The organism is Acetobacterium wieringae (assembly GCF_026646375.1).
GTDB lineage: Bacteria > Bacillota > Clostridia > Eubacteriales > Eubacteriaceae > Acetobacterium > Acetobacterium wieringae_A.
In genome coordinates, this window is record NZ_JAIPPU010000002.1 from 171,919 (window position 1) to 190,142 (window position 18,224).

The window sequence follows — 18,224 nt, forward strand, 5'->3', positions numbered from 1 at the left end:
GGGGCGAACAGGTTGATAAACCTGTCCGATCCCGCAGCGAACAACAGATTAACAATTGGTCGGTACGGTACTACGGAACAAAACCTCGATTTTTAGACAAAAAAAGAAGCCTGTCCCAGGGACAAACCTCTTCATATGTGTAGTCATAATATTTTTTGCTATGCCAGACTTTCTCTGACCACTTGATTCACAAGCTTACCATCCGCCCGACCTTTAACCTTCGGCATCAGGGCACTCATTATTTTTCCCATGTCTTTGGCATCAACAGCACCGGTTTCTGTTATTGTTTCAGCCACAATTACTTTGATTTCATCAAGTGTTAATTGTGTAGGAAGGTAGCTCTCGATAATTACTATTTCTTCGCGAGCCTGCTGGATTAAATCGTCTCTTTGAGCTTTCTCAAACTCAGCCAGGCCATCCCGACGTTGTTTGAGCTGTTTGGCAATAATTTCAAGAATCTGGTCATCTGCCAGTTCCACTTGCTGATCCTTCTCGACTTGTAAAATAGCCGCCCGAATCATGGTAACGGTCGATTTCTTGACCTTATCCTTTTCCTTCATTGCTGTTTTTAAGTCAGCCTGTAATTGATCCTTTAATGCCAATTAGTCACATCCTATCTTTTTTTCATCTTTCTTTTTCTAGCTGCTTCTGATTTTCTTTTTCGCTTTACGCTTGGCTTTTCATAATGCTCTCTTTTGCGAATTTCAGACATAACCCCAGCCATTGCAGTTTTTCTTTTGAAACGTCGCAATGCACTTTCGAGTGTTTCATTTTCTTTGATTTTTACTTCAGACATTTTCAACCCCCCCCTCTAATCCGTTGCTAATTTCCGGTATTGTCAATCAACATGGTATGAGTCAAACTTTATTATACGCAATATTTAGAGCGCTGTCAATTATTTTTCAGCCTGGTGGCCATAATAATGGTCGGCCGCCCAATAAATGATAATGCAGATGCGGAACGGTCTGATTACCATCCTTACCGCAATTATTCACCAGTCGAAAACCACTCTCGGCAATCCCCGTTTTAAGGGCAATCCGATTGGCTACCGTATGAACATGGCAAATAATATCATTGCCTGCCTGAACCGACAGGATCGAATCAAAATGTTCTTTGGGGATAATAATCACATGAACCGGGGCCTGGGGCGCAATATCGTTAAAGGCGATGACCCGGTCATCTTCATAAACCACATCGGCGGGAATTTCCTTATTGACGATCTTACAAAAAATACAGTCTTGGGACATATCTTCCTCCTTATTATATAGATTCTCCGACTAACTTATCAGCATACCGACTAATATATGATACCCTAACCGGGATGATTCTACCACTTATTTCTTCCTCGGTTTTGAGTATCACTGGCAGATAGTTCTTGGTGTGGCCGGAATAGCCAGCATCATCGTGGGTTGCTTCAAAAAGCACCTCAACCACACTGTCATCATTTTTTTTAAGAAAGGCCGCTTCCAATTCCCGGGACAATTCGCTCAGTTCATGACTGCGGGAATTTTTCAGGCTTTCATCGATCTGATCCGGAAAATGGGCCGCTTTTGTTCCGGATCGCCGGGAATATTTAAATACATGGATCTGGTAGAAGCCTACCGCCCTGGCAAAGTCGAGCGTCTCAGCAAATTCTGCCACCGTTTCTCCGGGGAAGCCCACCATGATATCCGTGGTGATGGCGGCCAATGGAAAGACCTCCCGGATCTGGTTGACGATCTCCATGTATTCAGCCGTCGTATAACGGCGGCCCATCCGTTTGAGCACGGTATCACTACCGCTTTGCAAAGATAAATGAAAATGCGGACAGAAGCTGTTAAGTGCCGCCAGCCGCTTAAGCCGCTGAGGGGTTATAAATTTGGGTTCCATCGACCCCAGCCGAATCCGTTTAAGCTCTTCAATTTTGTCAAGGGTTTCAATCAGATCAACCAGATCGGATTTACCGATGTTTTCTTGATCAACCCCATAGGAGGCAATGTGAATCCCGGACAGGATCACCTCCTGATAGCCCATTGCCACCACCCGGTTGACTTCATCAATAATCTGCTGCTGGTTGCGGCTTCGCACCGGACCTCTGGCAAAGGGGACAATACAATAGGTACAAAATTGATTGCAGCCCTCCTGAATTTTAATAAAGGCCCGGGTTTTTCCTTTGACCTCGGAAATCATCAGCGGTTCAAATACCTTTTCATCCATGATATTCGAGACAAAATCCCGCTGGCTGACATCATTGCGATGGGCAGTAATATAGGACAGAATATCGCCCCGATTTTTGGTGCCAATCATTAAATCCACTTCCGCTATTTTTTCCACTTCCGCAGGAGCCACCTGGACATAGCAACCCACCGCACAGATAATCGCCTCGGGGTTGATCCGCTTGGCCTTGCGCATCATTTTTCGAGATTTCTGATCGCCCAGATGGGTAACCGTACAGGTGTTGATGACGTAAACATCGGCCACCTCGGAAAAATCCACAATGGTATAGCCAGCCGACTCAAAAAGCTCCATCATCGCCTCGCTGTCGTAGGTGTTGACCTTACAGCCCAGGGTCATAAAAGCAACTTTGTTATTTGTGTTGTTCATACCGCTTCTTTCCACCTCACTTCCAGAAATTTAATTGACTGAGCACCATCATCCCGGCGGTTTCCGTACGTAAGATCCGTTTACCCAGACTGACGCTGATCACTCCGGCAGCTTGGCAGGCCGCCGCTTCCTGGGGATCAAAGCCCCCTTCCGGGCCAATAATCACCGCAATTCTTAGCGGTTTATCAGCGACATGCTTTTTTTCAAAAGCGGTCAGTGCTTCTTTAAGGGTCTGCCGGTTTTCATCCTCATAGGCTAAGAGTATCAGATCGTAGCGATCCGTTTCCTGCAAAACACCAGCCAGGGTGAGTGGTTTCCCGATCTGCGGGATGATGCCCCGTTTCGACTGCTTGGCTGCTTCATAGGCAATCCGCTGCCAGCGTTCGATTTTTTTATCCTGTTTGTCTTTGATTTGTACAACCGCCCGCAATGAAGAAAAGGGGACGATCTCATAAACGCCTAACTCCACCCCTTTTTGAATAATCATTTCCATTTTGGTGCCCTTGGGCAAGCCCTGATAGAGGGTGATTAAAAGCTCCGGCGTTTCGCCCTGGGATGGTTCCTGGCTCTTTATATAGCCGGAAATTGTCCGATCTGTGGGGCTGTCCAATACAATCAGATAGTCATTGCCCAGACCATCACAAACTTCGATGCGATCATCTTTTCCCAACCGCAAAACCTTGGTAATATGTTTGAAATCTTCCCCGGAAATAACAACGGTGGATCCGGAGATCTGACCGGGTTCGACAAAAAAGCGATGCATGCTAGTCTCTTTTCTGGGCAACCACGCCAACCCACTCGCCCATTTGCTGAACATAAACCAGTTTGAAGTTTTCCGCTTCCAAAGCATTGAGGACGTCCCCCAACCGGTCAATGATGATGCCGGAAGAAATAAAGATGCCGTTTTCTTTCAGATAGGGTTTGATGATCCCTGACAACTCGACAATGGCGGCAGCCAGTATATTGGCCACAATCACATCGGCCTGTTCATCGATGACATCCAACAGATTTCCTTCGCGGATTTCAACCAGAGCGCCTAAATCATTGAGCTCCGCATTTTCCCGGGCAATTTTTACGGCCAGGGTATCAAAATCAACCGCCACTACTTTTTTTGCTTTCAGTTTACCGGCAATCAATGAGAGCACTCCGGTACCACAGCCAATATCCAGCACCACGTCGCCAGGCTTAATATACTCTTCCAGCTTTATGGCACAAAGCTGAGTGGTTTCATGGGTGCCGGTGCCAAAAGCCATACCGGGATCAATGTTGATGACGATCTCATCCTCTTCGGGGGCATAGGCTTCCCAGGTCGGTTTGATGACAATACTTTTGCCGACCTTGGTGGGTTTATAGAACTTTTTCCAGGAGTTGGCCCAATCCTCCTCTTCCACCTCGGTAATCAGCATCTCACAAGCGCCGGGATCCAGACCAAAAGAAGGCAGCATCTTCACTGAGCTAATCAGTTTGTGTACTGCTTCTTCGGTATCTTCCACCTCGCTGAAATATCCCCGCACAATGGAAACATTGGGATCAATTTCCAGAAGGGCTTCATCGACAAAATTAACCTTAGGATCTTGCTGAATTAAAAGCGCATCCTGCAAGGTCTGAATGGCCACGCCATCCGCCCCGGCTTCATAAAAAGCATTAACCACTGCTTCCTCCGCTTCCAATGTTGTTGTGATTTGAACTTCTTTCCAAAGCATTCCCTTACCTCCAGTTTAATCGTTGTGGTATTATACCACGTTTTCCGCATGTTTAACAATTGATCATTATAACCCATCTACCTTAGAAAAGAAATAGATTTTTTCACTTCTTTGTCTTAGTCTAGTACCGATAATTGTTACATCATGTTGTCTGCATCGGGGCGAACAGGCGATAGACCTGTCCGATCCCGCAGCAGACAACAGATTAACAATTAGTCGGTACGGCACAGTGCGGGTACAGAAATTTTTTGCCAGCTTTCTGTAAAATATCGTTAATCGATGTAACCGGTTCCCGATTAATGCTATAATGGCCATACTTAAATTAATTCAAAGTTATCTCTAGATAAAAAAACAATACCGACAATTGTTAGACTGAAACAAAAATACAGATAGAAAAGGTGACACGATGGAAACTGAAAAGAAAAAACGCACCATTCAGGAATACGTTCCCGGTAAACAGGTAACCCTGGCCCACATTATTGCCAAACCCAAAAATGAAATCTATATTAAATTGGGCTTAGACGATGAAAATGCTGATGCCATTGGCATTTTAACCATTACGCCCAGCGAAGCGGCCATCATTGCCGCTGATGCTGCCACCAAGGCTGCTCCGGTCGAAATCGGATTTCTTGATCGTTTCAGTGGTTCTCTGGTCATCACTGGTCGGGTCTCTGATGTGAAGGCCGCCGTGACCGAAATCCTTAATACCCTTAATCATATTTTAGGTTTCGACATTCCTAAAATTACCTACTCTTAAATCAATGGCCAGCAATAAAAAACGGGTGGCCCTCATCGGAAAAATCGGCAGCGGAAAAACCACCCTGATGCAACGACTGGGCGAAGACGAACTCAAGTATTCCAAAACCCAGATGGTCACATATTATGACGAGTTTATTGATACCCCGGGGGAGTTTATTGAACTCCCGTTTTTTTCACGTCAGGCCATCAATATCACCATGGATGCCGGACTGGTGATCCTGGTCAATTCCTGCGTCGATCCTCAGAATGCCGTACCGCCGAACTTCGTTCACACCTATAACATCCCCTCCATCGGGGTGATCACCAAAACGGATCTGGGTGAATGCAATATCAAGCGTAGCCGTAATCTGCTGATCTATGCCGGTATCAATCCCAAACACATCTATGTGGTCAGCTCCTATACCGGCGAAGGCATCCCCGAACTGGAAGCCGCCATCCATCATTTTATGGAACCTCACCGGAATAAATAAAGATATCACCACCGCATCGTATTAATCAATTAATTGATTAATACTTCGTAGGGGCGAACCGTGTTCGCCCGCACCCTATTTAAATTAAGGAAGTGAAAACATGACCTATGACAGCTATGGCAATTTAACAACGGCAGGCGTTGCCGACTACCTTAAAGAAAAAGCGATCTTTCCGGCTGATGCTTTCCTTACCGTGGTGGATTTACACGCCGTCAAGGAAAGTATTGAAGGCTTTGTCAATTTAATTTATCACGTCTATGACCAAACCGGTAAATCAGTGGTCATGAAACAAATGCTCTCGATGCCCCGGTTTCGGATTGAAGACGAAAAGAATAATACCGTCGAAGATACCGATTCCGAAGGCTGGACTCTGGATCTGGGCCGAATGCGTTCTGAAATTGCCACCCTTATTTTCTGGAACTCGGTTTATCCCGGCATCAGCCCAGAAATTTATCTTTTTGACGAACCCAATCGAATCATCGTCATGGAAGATCTGATGGATTTGAGTCTGCTACGATTTGAGCTGTGCCGGATGGTTAAACACGGGCACTTCACCGAAAAAATCGGCGCTTTTTTTGCCCGCAATCTATTTTACTCATCCAATCTGCATCTTACCAATTATAAAAAATCCGAGGTTGAACGCTTCTTTGTCAACCCCGAATATACTGCCCTGGTGCCCTTCCTTTTCCACGAAAACATCGGCGTTTCCTGGGAACGGGAGATGATTCCTGGCACCGCTGAAAAACGGGCTGAACTGGTTGAAAATCCCCAGATTAAAGCTCAGTTTAGGCGGCTGGAAGACAAGTTTCTTAACGATCGGGAATGCCTGATCCATACCGACTTGCATAGCTCCAACATCATGATCAGCGCCGATGATGTCCGCATCATTGATGGTGAATTTGCCGGTTTCGGTCCCCTGGCCCAGGATTTTGGCCGACTGACTGCCAGCCTGACCCTGAACTATCTTTCCTGGTTTGGCGATGACACCCAATCCGCCCCGGAAAAAGCCGATTTTCAGGCCTATCTACGAGATACCATCACCGATCTTTATACCACCTTCCAAACGGAATTTCGCCAACTGGTGGAAGCCCACCGGGAGGAAAGCTACAGCTTAAAAACACTTGATGTGGAAGGCTATCTCACCGATCAGCTGCAAAACGCCCTTGCCTACACCGGTGTCAATGTGATGTCACGACTGGCTAATCGGGGCATCTGTTACGATCTGCTGCGGCTGCCCGAAGCCGCCCGATTGGTTCCGACGCTACTGGGCATGGACATTTCAAAAGAGCTACTGCTCAACCATCGAAACTACACGACGATCACCGACTACACCCGGTTGCTAAAAAACCTGGTTTAATCATTAACAACACCTAAAATGCCGCTGTTTTCCAAAACGAAAACAGCGGCATTTATGTTACTACACAAAACAGCTTACACCAGTACTGCAATGGTATCGCCAGCTTTTATATAGCCACCTACGATCACAGCAGTAAAGACAACCTCATTGGCCAAAACGCACTTTCCGTTTTCATCACCGATTTCACAGCCAAAGCATTTTTTTCCAATCTGGGTAATCTCCTGAACGGTTTCGCCAATTTTTACCCGGGTACCCAGCGGCAATTTAAACAGCTCGATGCCCTCGGTGGTGATGTTTTCATTAAACCGCCCCGTGCATAAACCTGCCCCACTAATTATTTTTATTTGATCGGTGTCATCACGGCCAAACAAACAAACCTGTCTTTGATCCCGGCCACCGTGATGATCCCCCTCAAGTCCAAACCCCGGGATAAAAAGAGCGGGCTGATCCAGACGATTGCGCTCACCCTTTTTTACGCTTCGATAAACAGCGCTAACCTTTCCCAATTGGTTCACCTGCTTCTTTCATATATTTTTATTGCCACTTCATCGTGTTTAAATAAAATACTCGCAGGTGCCCTTTTCATGATAGGACTTTACCAGATCTGCCAGGGTAATATTGTCCACCACATTTTCAACTGCTTCTTTTATTTGCCGCCAGACATCAACTGTAACACAACGATCCGCCCGATCACAGCCACCCGGTTCATCCAAGCAGGCAACCGGAGATAACTCCCCTTCCATCAGCCGCAAAATCATCCCGACAGTATAATCTTCGGGCGGGTTGGCCAGCTGATAGCCGCCCTGAGAACCCCGAACGCTCCGGACAAACCCTGCCCGGGAAATTTGGGTAATAATCTGTTCCAGATATTTTTCAGAAATTTCCTGACGCTCAGCAATCCGTTTGATGGGAATATATTCCCCAGTGTTATTTATCGCCAGATCCAGCATCAGCCGCAACGCATAACGCCCTTTAGTTGATATTTTCATAATCAGTATCCTCCTGATAGTCGGTGGTTTTAATTGAGCACTGACAACATCCCCGCATAAGCCTGGTGATTTGTGGTCTCAATCCTCTTCCTTCCGCATTCTACTTCTCACATTTTTATATCGCATACTCAATTCATATCAGTTTTATATGTTTTTCGTTTTCATTATATGCCTCCAGCTTTTCTTTGTCAACTAAAAAATGCCGGATTTCTCCGGCATAAATTAACTTTTGATTAATACGCATGGCGTACCGCCAATTGTTGTGTTGTCTTATACACATCAAATGATGCTTGGCGAGGGCTTTCGAACTTGTCGCCTGAAAATGATCAGGCATCTTTTTTCGGATGATTTTCCTTTTCTTCGGCTTCAACCCGAGACCAGAAACGTTTCCCTTCCGGATGCGCATCGTCTCCGGTTACCTTGGCATACTCGTTTAAAGCATGACGCTGTTCACGATTGAGCTTACGGGGTACTTCCACCTTAATAGTAATAAACTGATCCCCCCGACCCCGGCCGTTAACATTGGGTATCCCTTTTCCTTTAAGTCGGAATACCTTACCGTTTTGGGTACCTTCTGGTATTTTAAGCTTGATTTTGCTGTCAATGGTCGGTACCACAATGCTGTCACCCAACGCCGCCTGGGCATAGGTAATGGGCAGTTCATAATAAACATCGTCATCACTGCGTTTAAATAAGGGGTCTTCCCGAACGCTTATATACACCAGCAGATCACCGGCACTGCCGTGGTTTGGCCCGGCGTTGCCCTGACCTCGCAGTGGCAGAATTGAACCGTCATAGACACCAGCAGGAATTTTGATGCTGATGGTGCGTTCTTTGGATTCAAGTCCGGAACCATGACAGGTGGGACACGGTTTATCAATGATTTTTCCTTCACCATGACATTTGTCACAGGTGTGAACCTGTTGAACTGTTCCAAATGGCGTCTGCTGTCTGACATAAACCTGACCCGAACCGCCACATTGGTCACAGGTTTTTGAAGTCGATCCTTTTTCAGCACCAGAACCACCGCAACTACTACATTCTTCATTACGCTTAATCTTAATTTTCTTTTCGATGCCAAAAACGGCTTCATGGAAAGACAGATTAATACTGATCTTCATGTCTGAGCCCCGGTTGGAACGTCGACCACCACGGCCGCCGCTAAACCCACCGCCGCCGCCAAAGGCGCTGAAAATATCGCCAAAGATATCCTCAAAACCACCAAAACCACCAGAAAATCCGCCGCCACCGCCGCCAAAACCAGCATTGGGATCAACCCCGGCGTGACCATATTGATCATAACGGGCTTTCTTATCGGCATCACTTAGAATTTCATAGGCTTCATTGGCTTCCTTGAATTTTTCTTCAGCTTCAGCATTCCCCGGATTTTTGTCCGGATGGAACTCCATGGCTTTTTTTCGGTATGCTTTTTTTATCTCATCCGGACTGGAGTCTTTACCGACCCCCAGCACCTCGTAGTAATCTCTTTTTTCACTCATAAATACTCTCACCTCTTTTGAATCCTAAACACCAACTAAACAACTACTTATTATACCTTTTTGAACAGCAGAGTTAAAGTCTTTTTTCGTGAAGCGTCTCTTTCAGCCACCTGCAAATCATGGTCCGTAGGGGCGATCCTCGATCGCCCGCACATAAACGTCAGCTTCTTGATCCACGCTCCAGGCGATCACGGATCGCCCCTACAATTGCCTCCACGAAACTTTTCAAAACGCTCACCCACATTTTGAGCCGTTTGCAGGCAGTAGCCAACTGCAGGCGCGCTTGCGCTTGGCTCGTTGCCTCCACGAAAAAGAGTGGCAGCCTTGGCTGCCACTGGTTTTTGCCGGTTTCTGGCAATTCTTACTCTTTAACTTCCTCATATTCAGCATCCACAACATCGTCATCACCCTGATCTGTAGTTTCCTGTTCGTCAGGTGCCTGTTGTGCAGCAGCTTGCTCATACATTTTTTGAGCTAATGGGTAGAAGGATTCATTTAATGCTTCGGTTGCCTTTGTGATGGCTTCCACATCATCCCCTTCACTGGCTGTTTTCAGCTCCGCAATGGCGGCTTCAACCTTGGCCTTATCTTCATCTGAAACCTTGCCTTCCATTTCCTTGAGGGACTGTTCGGTTTGATAGATTGTGGAATCGGCAATATTTTTAGCTTCAATCAAAGCTTTAACTTTTTTATCTTCTTCAGCGTGTTGTTCTGCTTCTTTAACTGCTTTATCAATTTCTTCGTCACTCATGTTGGTGGTCGATTTGATAACAACATTTTGAGATTTACCGGTTCCCATGTCTTTAGCGGACACATTGACAATACCATTGGCATCAATATCAAAGGTTACTTCAATTTGTGGAATTCCTCGTCGTGCTGCTGGAATCCCGGTTAATTGGAAGCGACCCAATGTCTTGTTATCCTTGGACATTTCTCGTTCACCCTGTAAAACATGGATGTCAACAGCCGTTTGATTGTCTGCTGCAGTTGAGAATGTCTGGCTTTTTTTGGTTGGAATTGTGGTGTTTCTATCGATCAACCGGGTGAATACTCCACCTAATGTTTCAATTCCCAGAGATAATGGGGTGACATCAAGCAGTAATACGTCATGAACTTCACCAGCTAATACCCCCGCTTGAATCGCCGCTCCGATGGCTACACATTCATCCGGGTTAATCCCTTTGTAGGCTTCTTCACCGGTAATGTTTTTAACGGCATCCTGTACGGATGGGGTTCGGGTCGAGCCACCAACCAGAATTACCTTATCCAATTCATTTTTAGAAAGGCCGGCATCTTTCATGGCTTTTTCAACCGGTCCAATGGTGCTCTTAACCAGATCTGAAGTCAGCTCATCGAATTTTGCCCGGGTCAGGGATAATTCCAAATGCTGTGGACCTTCTGCCGTGGCGGTGATAAAGGGTAGATTAATATCTGATTTCATAACCGTCGATAATTCAATTTTGGCCTTTTCAGCTGCTTCTTTAAGTCGCTGCAGAGCCATTTTGTCATTTTTAAGATCAATTCCATGACTTTTCTTAAATTCAGAAGCCATCCAGTCAATGATCTTCTGATCGAAATCATCACCACCCAGGTGATTGTTTCCATTGGTTGCTTTTACTTCAAAAACGCCATCCCCCAGTTCCAGAATGGATACGTCAAATGTTCCACCACCCAAGTCATAGACCATAATTTTGTCATTGGCATCTTTATCCAAACCATAAGCCAGCGCTGCTGCGGTTGGTTCATTGATTATTCGCAGTACTTCCAGACCGGCAATCCGTCCGGCATCTTTGGTCGCCTGTCTTTGGGCATCACTGAAGTAGGCAGGTACGGTAATAACCGCTTTACTGACAGTTTCACCTAAATACGCTTCGGCATCAGCTTTAAGCTTTTGCAGAATCATAGCTGAAATTTCCTGAGGGGTATAACTTTTGTCATCGACGGTTACTTTGCGATCAGTACCCATATCCCGTTTAATTGACGAAATGGTACGATCCGGGTTAGTAACTGCCTGTCGTTTGGCAACCTGTCCCACCAGTCGCTCACCATCTTTGGCAAAAGCAACAACCGATGGGGTCGTTCTATTTCCTTCGGCATTGGGGATTACGACGGCTTCACCGCCTTCTAATACGGCTACACAAGAGTTTGTGGTTCCTAAGTCAATCCCGATAATTTTTTCTTTACTCATATCTATTTCCTCCTGAATTGTATACTATTTTTTATATGAAAACTCGTTTCTGGTGATGAGACCAGCGAATTTTCGATTTTGGATGATTCTATTGCTAATAATAATTTCATTTTTAAATGCGAAGCTGCTGCAATACTATTTGCTGCAAACCTTAACCATAGCTGGCCGGATCACCTTACCCTTGAACTTATAACCTTTCTGGAATACGTCCATGATCTCCTGGTCTTCTTTTTCTTCATCCTCACCAACAGCAACGCCATGGTGAAGATTGGGATCAAAGGGACCTTCACAGATTATTTCTTCCAGTCCTTCTTCTTTGAGAACATCCTTAAGCTGCTTAAAAACCATTTCCAGTCCATCAATATAACCTTTGGCTTCCTCGCTGGCATCGGTCAAGGCGGCTTCCGCCCGCTCCAGATTATCCATTACCGGCAACAGCTTGGTGGCAAAGTTTTCTGATGCAAATTGATACATTTCTGTTTTTTCTTTTTGACTCCGCTTTTTAAAATTCTCAAAATCAGCCTGAAGTCTGATCAGGCGATTCAAGACGGCCTCATCCTCCTTTACAATCTCCTTTAATACCTCTTCCGGAGATGTCTCTGCGGTTTCCTCTGCTGCGGCCTCATCGGCTACTGTTTCTGCTTCATCTAAAAGCGCTTCATCTGTTTCAAAAGCGGTTTCTGTTTTAATTTCCTCTTCTTTTATCATCTAATCACCTATTTCATTAATAAATTTGAGATATGTAAATTTAACTCATTGCGGATATAGTTAAGAACCGACGACACATTGTCATAGTTCATCCGGGTGGGTCCGATTACGCCAAAGGCGCCCATCATTTCGCCATCCAACTCGTAGGTGGAAGTAATAATGCTGAAGTCTTTAAGATTTTCATTGTCATTTTCACTCCCTATTTTTATCCGAATGACCTGATTGCCATCCTTGGATGCCATCATTTCTGAGAGCACCTGCTTTTCCTGAACAATATTGATCAATTGCTTAATCTTATTGACGTCGCTGAACTCCGGATAATTAAATAGATTGGTTAATCCGGTGGAGTGAACCTCCGAAGCGTCCTCCATCAAGGCTTTTTTTAGATGCGGGATAATCTCATGGATCAATTTACTTTCCGCCGGGGACAATTCCTGAATTTGATCAATTAAATCCGAACTCATCTCACTGAGAACGGTATTTTTTAAAAATCCATTAATCACATTGGAAAGCTTCAGTGCCAGGATGGTATCAACCTCATGAGAAAGGGTTACCTCAATATTTTTAGCCATCCCCTCCTGGGTCACTACTACCATAAGTACCCTGTTTTTAATTAAAGAAACAATTTGAACATGCTTACAGTTAAAATTTGTGACCCGAGGTGCCAGAACTACTGCTGTATAGTTAGTTAGCTGTGACAAAACCTGTGCAGTATGCGACATCGTCAGTCCCAGTTCAGTGGTATGATCCAGAAAGCCGCGATGAATATCCGTTCGGATCATCTTCTCGAGTTTTTGGATCTCCATAATTTCATCAACGTAATAACGATACGCCTGCTGGGTTGGAATCCGTCCCGAAGAGGTATGGGGTTGAACCAGAAAACCCAGTTCTTCAAGATCAGCCATCTCATTTCGAATGGTGGCCGGGCTGATACCCAAATTACATCTTTTTGAAAGCGTCCGGGAGCCAACCGGTTCGGCGGTATTGATGTAGTCACGGATGATCACTTCCAATATTTTTTTTTTACGTGCGTTAAGTTCCATGATTCACCTCGTTATTAGCACTCGCAATAATTGAGTGCTAACATCTGAGTTAAATATAACACCCTACCCCTACTTTGTCAACTAGTTTCTATAATGGCTTACTCACTTTTTAAAGTTTTCTTAAGTTATTTTTTCGACCTGATTGCATCTAGACAAAAGCCATAAATACCTGATTTCCAAAGTCCTGCCCCCTGGATGTCAACTTCAAAACCGTCCCGTCCCATACCAGTAATCTGGCGGTGATCAACGACTGGATAACATCGCCAAACGGGACAAAATAGCTTTCTCCGAAACGGGCGCAAAAATCATCCTCCCGAATCCCTCTCAGTTTGCGTAATCCCAAAAACATCCACTCACGCATTTGCTCCTCCGGCGTCATCGCCGGTTCAAAAATTGCCGGTGATTTGTCCGCTTTCAGCAACTGACAATACTCATTAAGTTCATTACTGTTTCCATAACGTTGGCCATTAAAATAACCATGGGCCCCCAGTCCAAAACCCAGATAAGGCACCAATTCCCAATATTTTACATTATGACGACTCTCATATCCAGGTTGGCAGAAGCTGGATATTTCATAATGCAAAAATCCCTGTTCTTTTAGGAAACCATCTACGGCCCAGTGCATTTCCCGTTCTTCATCTTCATCCGGCAGCTCCAACTGACCTGACTCTACCCAGTTAGCCATTGGTGTTCCTGACTCCAGAATCAGGCTGTAACAGGAAAGGTGGGTGGGGGCATAATTTATTACCGCCTGTACGGTTTCCATCACATCGGTGATCTTTTGTCCTGGCAAGCCCACCATTACATCAACGCTGTAATTATTGAATCCTGCTTCTTTTAAGAGCTCCATCGCTTTGATAAAATCGGCTTGACTGTGAACCCGACCAAGGATTTTTAGCAGAAAATCCTGCCAGGCCTGCAGCCCCACGCTGGCCCGATTGATCCCCGCCTTTTTGTAGCGTCTGGCTTTATCGGCAGTCAGCGTCCCGGGATTGATTTCAATGGTGATTTCGGCGTCGTCCTTTACCTGAAATACTTCGTTTAACAGCAAAAGAGTTGCTTCAATGTGTCTGACATCAACCGCAGAAGGTGTTCCCCCACCAAAATAGATGGTATCCACTGCTGGTAACGCAAATTTTTTATTTTCTTCGATAAATTTTCTAATTTCCTTATGCAAGGCTGCAAAATAAACTCTGATTACTGCCTCACTCTGACGAGAGAATGACGAAAAATCACAATAAGCACATTTTTTGAGACAAAACGGAATATGACAGTAAATTCCCAGACCCGGGCCATCAGTAACACTTAACGTATTCATACTTAACTCCTCACATTTTAGGACTTTTTGATTAAGTTTATGCTATAATCATAACATATAATGAATCAAAAAACAGATCCTATGGAAGTCACAGAAAGGAAATCATCAATGAAAAAAACGACCACCCTTGCCATAATTGCTGGCGCAGCTGCTGCTATCCCCGCTTATTTTCTGGTTAGCAAACGAATCCGGAAAAAACAGTCACCCCCATCTACCACCTGGTCTGAAGCACTCACTAAAGAAACGATTCTCAACGAACCCCTGTCTGAAAATTTGCCTCCAGTAAGTATGACAACGACCGAATCCGCTCATCCTGATAAACCGAGTAAAACCACCTCCGCTGAGGTTACTCCTGTTTCCAAGTCCGAACCACAAAAATCCACCTATCCGGGGTTGATTGCCCCCAATGGTCGGATCTTATATAATTTCAAAGATGAAAACAATCTGATTTTTTGTGAAGAAACCCAGTTGAGCAAACGTCTGATCCAACTGGAAAATTCCATCAACATTCGGGATATCGGCGGCTACACGGGAATCGATGGTCGCAAAATCAAGTGGCGAAAAGTGATCCGTAGTGAAGAACTGGCCCACCTTTCCGATAAGGACGTCGACTATTTTTCGGCCCTGCGCCTTAAACACGTCTTTGATTTCAGAAACGAATCCAAATCAATGCGTCAGGCTGATCGGTTGCCCAAAAATACCGAATACCATCTGCTACCAATTTTTTCCAGTGCCGATATGGAACTGGACCATCAGGACTTCACTCAACCTGGCGTAATTGATGCATTTATGCGCCATATTTATAAAATTCAGACCGAAGATCGGGCCCAGTGCTTTGCCGAAGTGCTCAAATACCTAACCGAACCATCGGAATACCCAATTCTTTATCATTGCACCAACGGTAAAGATCGTACCGGTTTTATGACCTATCTGATTTTGAGTATTTTAGGTGTTAATGAAGATGTGATCCTGTCTGACTATACGCTGACGAATCTGACCTTTGACGAGAGTTTTAACCTGCTGGGTAACATTATGTCTGAAGAACTGGGCATTGAAAATTATCACCTCTGGGAATTTTATGGTGTCAAACCCGAGTGGTTAAAGATTTCGATGAACTATGTCAACACCAATTTCGGAAATGTGGAAACCTATTTAATGGAAAAAACTGATTTACGAGAGAAAGATTTTAAGAAGATTCGAGAGAATTTATTGGCAAAATAAAGGCCGTCATTGGGGTGGCTTACCCACCCCAACGAAGAAAACAATAACTCTGTTAACACATATAATGTCACACATCATAGTGTAGGGGCGAATCGCATTCGCCCGGAACGTTGGTCAATATACAAACGTCCCTCCGGCGGGTAAAACCCGCCCCTACGAATCCATTTTTACAGTTTATTAAAATACGACTATCACACATTAGTTTGTAGGAGCGATCCGTGATGACCAAGGGGTCAGACCCTCGCCCTGAAAAACCCAATCCCAAAATTTAGGAGGAAATGCCAATGCAAATGGAACAATGCGGAAAAATCGCCCGGGAGGCGGGCATCCTGTTAGCAGCCACCGACGGCCAGCTGCGAAATGCCGGTCTGCTGGCTATTGCCAACGCTCTGGAAGAAAACAAAGAAGCACTTGCAGCTGCCAATCAAGTCGATATGAAACGCTCTCAGGAAGAAAACCTGGGTGCCCCCCTACTTAAACGTCTGACCTTCGATATTGCAAAGATCAATGATGTGATCCAGGGAATCCACAGCCTGATGAAGCTCTCCGATCCCCTGGGAGCCACCAAGTTGTCAACCGAACTGGATGAAGGTCTGGATCTCTATAAGGTCACCTGCCCGATTGGGGTCATTGGGGTTATCTTCGAATCCCGACCCGATGCTTTTGTTCAGATTTCCACCCTCTGCCTGAAAAGCGGCAATGCGGTACTCTTAAAAGGCGGCCGTGAAGCCCTGGAAACCAATCGACTGCTTGCTAAAATTATCAATCAAGCCACCGCTTCTGTGGGTCTGCCAAAGGACTGGCTCCAAAATCTGGAAACCCGGGAAGACGTCACTGCCATGCTGGCATTGGATCACTACATTGATCTGATTATTCCCCGCGGCTCCAACAGCTTTGTTCAATATATTATGAACAATTCCAACATTCCGGTCATGGGCCACGCCGACGGCATCTGCCATGTTTATGTTCATGAAGATGCCGATCTGGCCCAGGCCGTTGCGATCATTGTCGATTCTAAAACCCAGTATGTCGCTGCCTGCAATACCCTGGAAACGCTGCTTGTCAACGAAAAAATCGCCGCTGCTCTGTTGCCGCAACTTAAAACGGCACTGGAGGCCAAAAATGTTCATATTAAGGGGGATGCTGCCACTCAGGCGATCATTGCCGTGGAAGCAGCTACCGAGATCGACTGGAAAACCGAATACCTGGATTACATCCTGTCAATTAAAATTGTACCCGATCTGAACACGGCCATTAACCATATCAACACCTACGGTTCCGGTCACACCGATGTGATTCTGACCACCACCGAAACCACCGCCCAAACTTTTATGACCCTGGTGGATTCAGCCGGTGTTTTTTGGAACTGTTCAACCCGCTTCAGTGACGGCTTCCGTTTCGGCTTCGGCGCCGAGGTGGGGATCAGCACCAGCAAACTTCATGCCCGGGGTCCGGTTGGCCTGGACGGACTGCTTAGTTATAAATACAAACTACTGGGTCATGGTCAATGCGTAGCTGATTATGCCAGCGGCAAGAGTCAGTTTACCCATGTGGCCAGGGCTAGTAACTGTCCGATTTAGCTGCAAATTTAACAACCGGTATGACAAACGAAACGCTGCCATGACATGCCCCAACATCTAAAAATAAAATAGATAATTGCGAAATGAAAAAAATCGAACAATAATTGCTTTGAGTGCAGTTTCCACAAACAATTTTGTAACGTGTAGGCGAACAGTTCAGCGAACTGTCCGCCGTACAGTGTAAAAATTGTTTCGTGCGAAACTGGGCGCAAAGCTCACGGCAGTTTTGCAATTACCTAAAATATAAAATAAAGAGAGGTCTATTATGAAATCAAAAAAACTGTTGTTGTTTCCCTTGATTCTTGTTTCTCTCACGGTTCTTCTTTTTACTGGCTGCACCCCTGCCGCCGAAAAAAAGGATGATTCCAAAACCGAACTGCCCAACCCGATGGTGGAGCAGGCCTCAAGCGAGGCGATTAAGGATGCAATCGGCTTTACCTTCGAAACCCTGCCAACCGGCATCACGGATGTGAAATACTTCACCATCTCTGATGACATTGCCCAGGCCAATTTTACCCTGGATGGTGTCAGCTATACGGTTCGTAAGGGTGATGTGATGATCGACAACATTGCGGGTGTTTACACCGAATTCCAGAGCGGCGAAACCAAAGCAAACGCTTCCGGGATTCCGGTTCTCTACCAGACCAACCCCGATGGCATGGGCTTAGCCACCTGGAAAACTGATAAATACACCTATTCGGTTTATTGCGAAACCGGGTTTGATCTGGCGGGAATGGAGAAAGTTGTTAATACCGTTTCTTGAAAATATATTTCGCAGATTTATGTAGGCCGCAAATAAAAGTCTG

General features: G+C 45.4%; 19 protein-coding genes. 6 read left to right on the forward strand and 13 right to left on the reverse strand.

Going from position 1 to position 18,224, the window contains the following annotated elements:
- Positions 1-158: 158 nt before the first annotated feature.
- The 6 genes from Q7P33_RS02485 to prmA form a co-directional block, all read right to left on the reverse strand.
- On the reverse strand, positions 159-602 hold the full coding sequence (locus Q7P33_RS02485; RefSeq protein ID WP_070371789.1) for a GatB/YqeY domain-containing protein: 444 nt from the start codon (positions 600-602) through the stop codon (positions 159-161).
- An 11-nt stretch (positions 603-613) separates the two neighbouring features.
- Entirely contained in the window at positions 614-796 is a 183-nt protein-coding gene (rpsU, locus tag Q7P33_RS02490) for a 30S ribosomal protein S21 (protein WP_013379247.1), read from the reverse strand.
- 106 nt (positions 797-902) lie between these two features.
- Complete coding sequence (locus Q7P33_RS02495) at positions 903-1,247, reverse strand: histidine triad nucleotide-binding protein (protein WP_070371788.1); 345 nt, start codon at positions 1,245-1,247, stop codon at positions 903-905.
- A 13-nt stretch (positions 1,248-1,260) separates the two neighbouring features.
- Positions 1,261-2,583 carry a tRNA (N(6)-L-threonylcarbamoyladenosine(37)-C(2))-methylthiotransferase MtaB gene (gene mtaB / locus Q7P33_RS02500; RefSeq protein WP_303867169.1) on the reverse strand — a complete coding sequence of 441 codons (1,323 nt, stop codon included), beginning with the start codon at positions 2,581-2,583 and terminating at the stop codon, positions 1,261-1,263.
- 16 nt (positions 2,584-2,599) lie between these two features.
- Positions 2,600-3,346, reverse strand: coding sequence for a 16S rRNA (uracil(1498)-N(3))-methyltransferase (locus Q7P33_RS02505; protein ID WP_070371786.1), 747 nt, complete (start codon positions 3,344-3,346; stop codon positions 2,600-2,602).
- A 1-nt stretch (position 3,347) separates the two neighbouring features.
- Complete coding sequence (gene prmA / locus Q7P33_RS02510; protein WP_070371785.1) at positions 3,348-4,286, reverse strand: 50S ribosomal protein L11 methyltransferase; 939 nt, start codon at positions 4,284-4,286, stop codon at positions 3,348-3,350.
- 406 nt (positions 4,287-4,692) lie between these two features.
- Between prmA and Q7P33_RS02515 the strand changes: the two genes are divergently transcribed.
- From Q7P33_RS02515 to Q7P33_RS02525, 3 genes are all read left to right on the forward strand, one after another.
- Positions 4,693-5,043, forward strand: a complete 351-nt coding sequence (locus Q7P33_RS02515) for a BMC domain-containing protein (protein ID WP_070371784.1) — start codon at positions 4,693-4,695, stop codon at positions 5,041-5,043.
- A 4-nt stretch (positions 5,044-5,047) separates the two neighbouring features.
- Complete coding sequence (locus Q7P33_RS02520) at positions 5,048-5,515, forward strand: EutP/PduV family microcompartment system protein (RefSeq protein ID WP_070371783.1); 468 nt, start codon at positions 5,048-5,050, stop codon at positions 5,513-5,515.
- Between the two features lie 100 nt (positions 5,516-5,615).
- Positions 5,616-6,872 carry an S-methyl-5-thioribose kinase gene (locus tag Q7P33_RS02525; protein ID WP_286945022.1) on the forward strand — a complete coding sequence of 419 codons (1,257 nt, stop codon included), beginning with the start codon at positions 5,616-5,618 and terminating at the stop codon, positions 6,870-6,872.
- 74 nt (positions 6,873-6,946) lie between these two features.
- Here the strand turns inward: Q7P33_RS02525 and Q7P33_RS02530 are convergent, their stop codons facing one another.
- The 7 genes from Q7P33_RS02530 to hemW all read right to left on the reverse strand — a co-directional run bounded on the left by Q7P33_RS02530 (position 6,947) and on the right by hemW (position 14,617).
- Positions 6,947-7,378, reverse strand: coding sequence for an MOSC domain-containing protein (locus Q7P33_RS02530; protein ID WP_286945020.1), 432 nt, complete (start codon positions 7,376-7,378; stop codon positions 6,947-6,949).
- 48 nt (positions 7,379-7,426) lie between these two features.
- Positions 7,427-7,861, reverse strand: coding sequence for an Rrf2 family transcriptional regulator (locus Q7P33_RS02535; protein ID WP_263993002.1), 435 nt, complete (start codon positions 7,859-7,861; stop codon positions 7,427-7,429).
- 326 nt (positions 7,862-8,187) lie between these two features.
- Positions 8,188-9,360, reverse strand: a complete 1,173-nt coding sequence (gene dnaJ, locus Q7P33_RS02540) for a molecular chaperone DnaJ (RefSeq protein WP_303867174.1) — start codon at positions 9,358-9,360, stop codon at positions 8,188-8,190.
- A gap of 361 nt (positions 9,361-9,721) precedes the next feature.
- Positions 9,722-11,548 carry a molecular chaperone DnaK gene (gene dnaK / locus Q7P33_RS02545; protein ID WP_228882480.1) on the reverse strand — a complete coding sequence of 609 codons (1,827 nt, stop codon included), beginning with the start codon at positions 11,546-11,548 and terminating at the stop codon, positions 9,722-9,724.
- Between the two features lie 135 nt (positions 11,549-11,683).
- A complete protein-coding gene (grpE, locus tag Q7P33_RS02550; protein ID WP_070371776.1) occupies positions 11,684-12,256 on the reverse strand; it encodes a nucleotide exchange factor GrpE in 573 nt (190 codons plus the stop codon).
- An 8-nt stretch (positions 12,257-12,264) separates the two neighbouring features.
- Complete coding sequence (gene hrcA, locus Q7P33_RS02555; protein ID WP_303867178.1) at positions 12,265-13,299, reverse strand: heat-inducible transcriptional repressor HrcA; 1,035 nt, start codon at positions 13,297-13,299, stop codon at positions 12,265-12,267.
- A 148-nt stretch (positions 13,300-13,447) separates the two neighbouring features.
- Positions 13,448-14,617, reverse strand: a complete 1,170-nt coding sequence (hemW, locus tag Q7P33_RS02560) for a radical SAM family heme chaperone HemW (protein ID WP_303867180.1) — start codon at positions 14,615-14,617, stop codon at positions 13,448-13,450.
- 108 nt (positions 14,618-14,725) lie between these two features.
- On the opposite strand from hemW, the gene Q7P33_RS02565 reads away from it, so the two are divergent.
- The 3 genes from Q7P33_RS02565 (at position 14,726) to Q7P33_RS02575 (ending at position 18,181) form a co-directional block, all read left to right on the forward strand.
- Positions 14,726-15,838 carry a tyrosine-protein phosphatase gene (locus Q7P33_RS02565; RefSeq protein WP_148637387.1) on the forward strand — a complete coding sequence of 371 codons (1,113 nt, stop codon included), beginning with the start codon at positions 14,726-14,728 and terminating at the stop codon, positions 15,836-15,838.
- Positions 15,839-16,122: 284 nt separating this feature from the next.
- Positions 16,123-17,418: a glutamate-5-semialdehyde dehydrogenase gene (locus Q7P33_RS02570; RefSeq protein WP_303867182.1), complete on the forward strand. Its 1,296-nt coding sequence runs from the start codon at positions 16,123-16,125 to the stop codon at positions 17,416-17,418.
- Positions 17,419-17,683: 265 nt separating this feature from the next.
- Entirely contained in the window at positions 17,684-18,181 is a 498-nt protein-coding gene (locus tag Q7P33_RS02575) for a hypothetical protein (protein WP_303867184.1), read from the forward strand.
- Positions 18,182-18,224: the final 43 nt, after the last annotated feature.

What these genes read in the sequence shown, in the direction of transcription:
- dnaK (WP_228882480.1), bottom strand. Translation starts at nt 11,548, where the DNA reads ATGAGTAAAGAAAAAATTATCGGGATTGACTTAGGAACCACAAACTCT.
- Q7P33_RS02570 (WP_303867182.1), top strand. Translation starts at nt 16,123, where the DNA reads ATGCAAATGGAACAATGCGGAAAAATCGCCCGGGAGGCGGGCATCCTG.
- Q7P33_RS02565 (WP_148637387.1), top strand. Translation starts at nt 14,726, where the DNA reads ATGAAAAAAACGACCACCCTTGCCATAATTGCTGGCGCAGCTGCTGCT.
- rpsU (WP_013379247.1), bottom strand. Translation starts at nt 796, where the DNA reads ATGTCTGAAGTAAAAATCAAAGAAAATGAAACACTCGAAAGTGCATTG.
- hemW (WP_303867180.1), bottom strand. Translation starts at nt 14,617, where the DNA reads ATGAATACGTTAAGTGTTACTGATGGCCCGGGTCTGGGAATTTACTGT.
- Q7P33_RS02535 (WP_263993002.1), bottom strand. Translation starts at nt 7,861, where the DNA reads ATGAAAATATCAACTAAAGGGCGTTATGCGTTGCGGCTGATGCTGGAT.
- Q7P33_RS02505 (WP_070371786.1), bottom strand. Translation starts at nt 3,346, where the DNA reads ATGCATCGCTTTTTTGTCGAACCCGGTCAGATCTCCGGATCCACCGTT.
- Q7P33_RS02495 (WP_070371788.1), bottom strand. Translation starts at nt 1,247, where the DNA reads ATGTCCCAAGACTGTATTTTTTGTAAGATCGTCAATAAGGAAATTCCC.
- dnaJ (WP_303867174.1), bottom strand. Translation starts at nt 9,360, where the DNA reads ATGAGTGAAAAAAGAGATTACTACGAGGTGCTGGGGGTCGGTAAAGAC.
- Q7P33_RS02575 (WP_303867184.1), top strand. Translation starts at nt 17,684, where the DNA reads ATGAAATCAAAAAAACTGTTGTTGTTTCCCTTGATTCTTGTTTCTCTC.
- Q7P33_RS02525 (WP_286945022.1), top strand. Translation starts at nt 5,616, where the DNA reads ATGACCTATGACAGCTATGGCAATTTAACAACGGCAGGCGTTGCCGAC.
- mtaB (WP_303867169.1), bottom strand. Translation starts at nt 2,583, where the DNA reads ATGAACAACACAAATAACAAAGTTGCTTTTATGACCCTGGGCTGTAAG.
- prmA (WP_070371785.1), bottom strand. Translation starts at nt 4,286, where the DNA reads ATGCTTTGGAAAGAAGTTCAAATCACAACAACATTGGAAGCGGAGGAA.
- grpE (WP_070371776.1), bottom strand. Translation starts at nt 12,256, where the DNA reads ATGATAAAAGAAGAGGAAATTAAAACAGAAACCGCTTTTGAAACAGAT.
- Q7P33_RS02520 (WP_070371783.1), top strand. Translation starts at nt 5,048, where the DNA reads ATGGCCAGCAATAAAAAACGGGTGGCCCTCATCGGAAAAATCGGCAGC.
- hrcA (WP_303867178.1), bottom strand. Translation starts at nt 13,299, where the DNA reads ATGGAACTTAACGCACGTAAAAAAAAAATATTGGAAGTGATCATCCGT.
- Q7P33_RS02515 (WP_070371784.1), top strand. Translation starts at nt 4,693, where the DNA reads ATGGAAACTGAAAAGAAAAAACGCACCATTCAGGAATACGTTCCCGGT.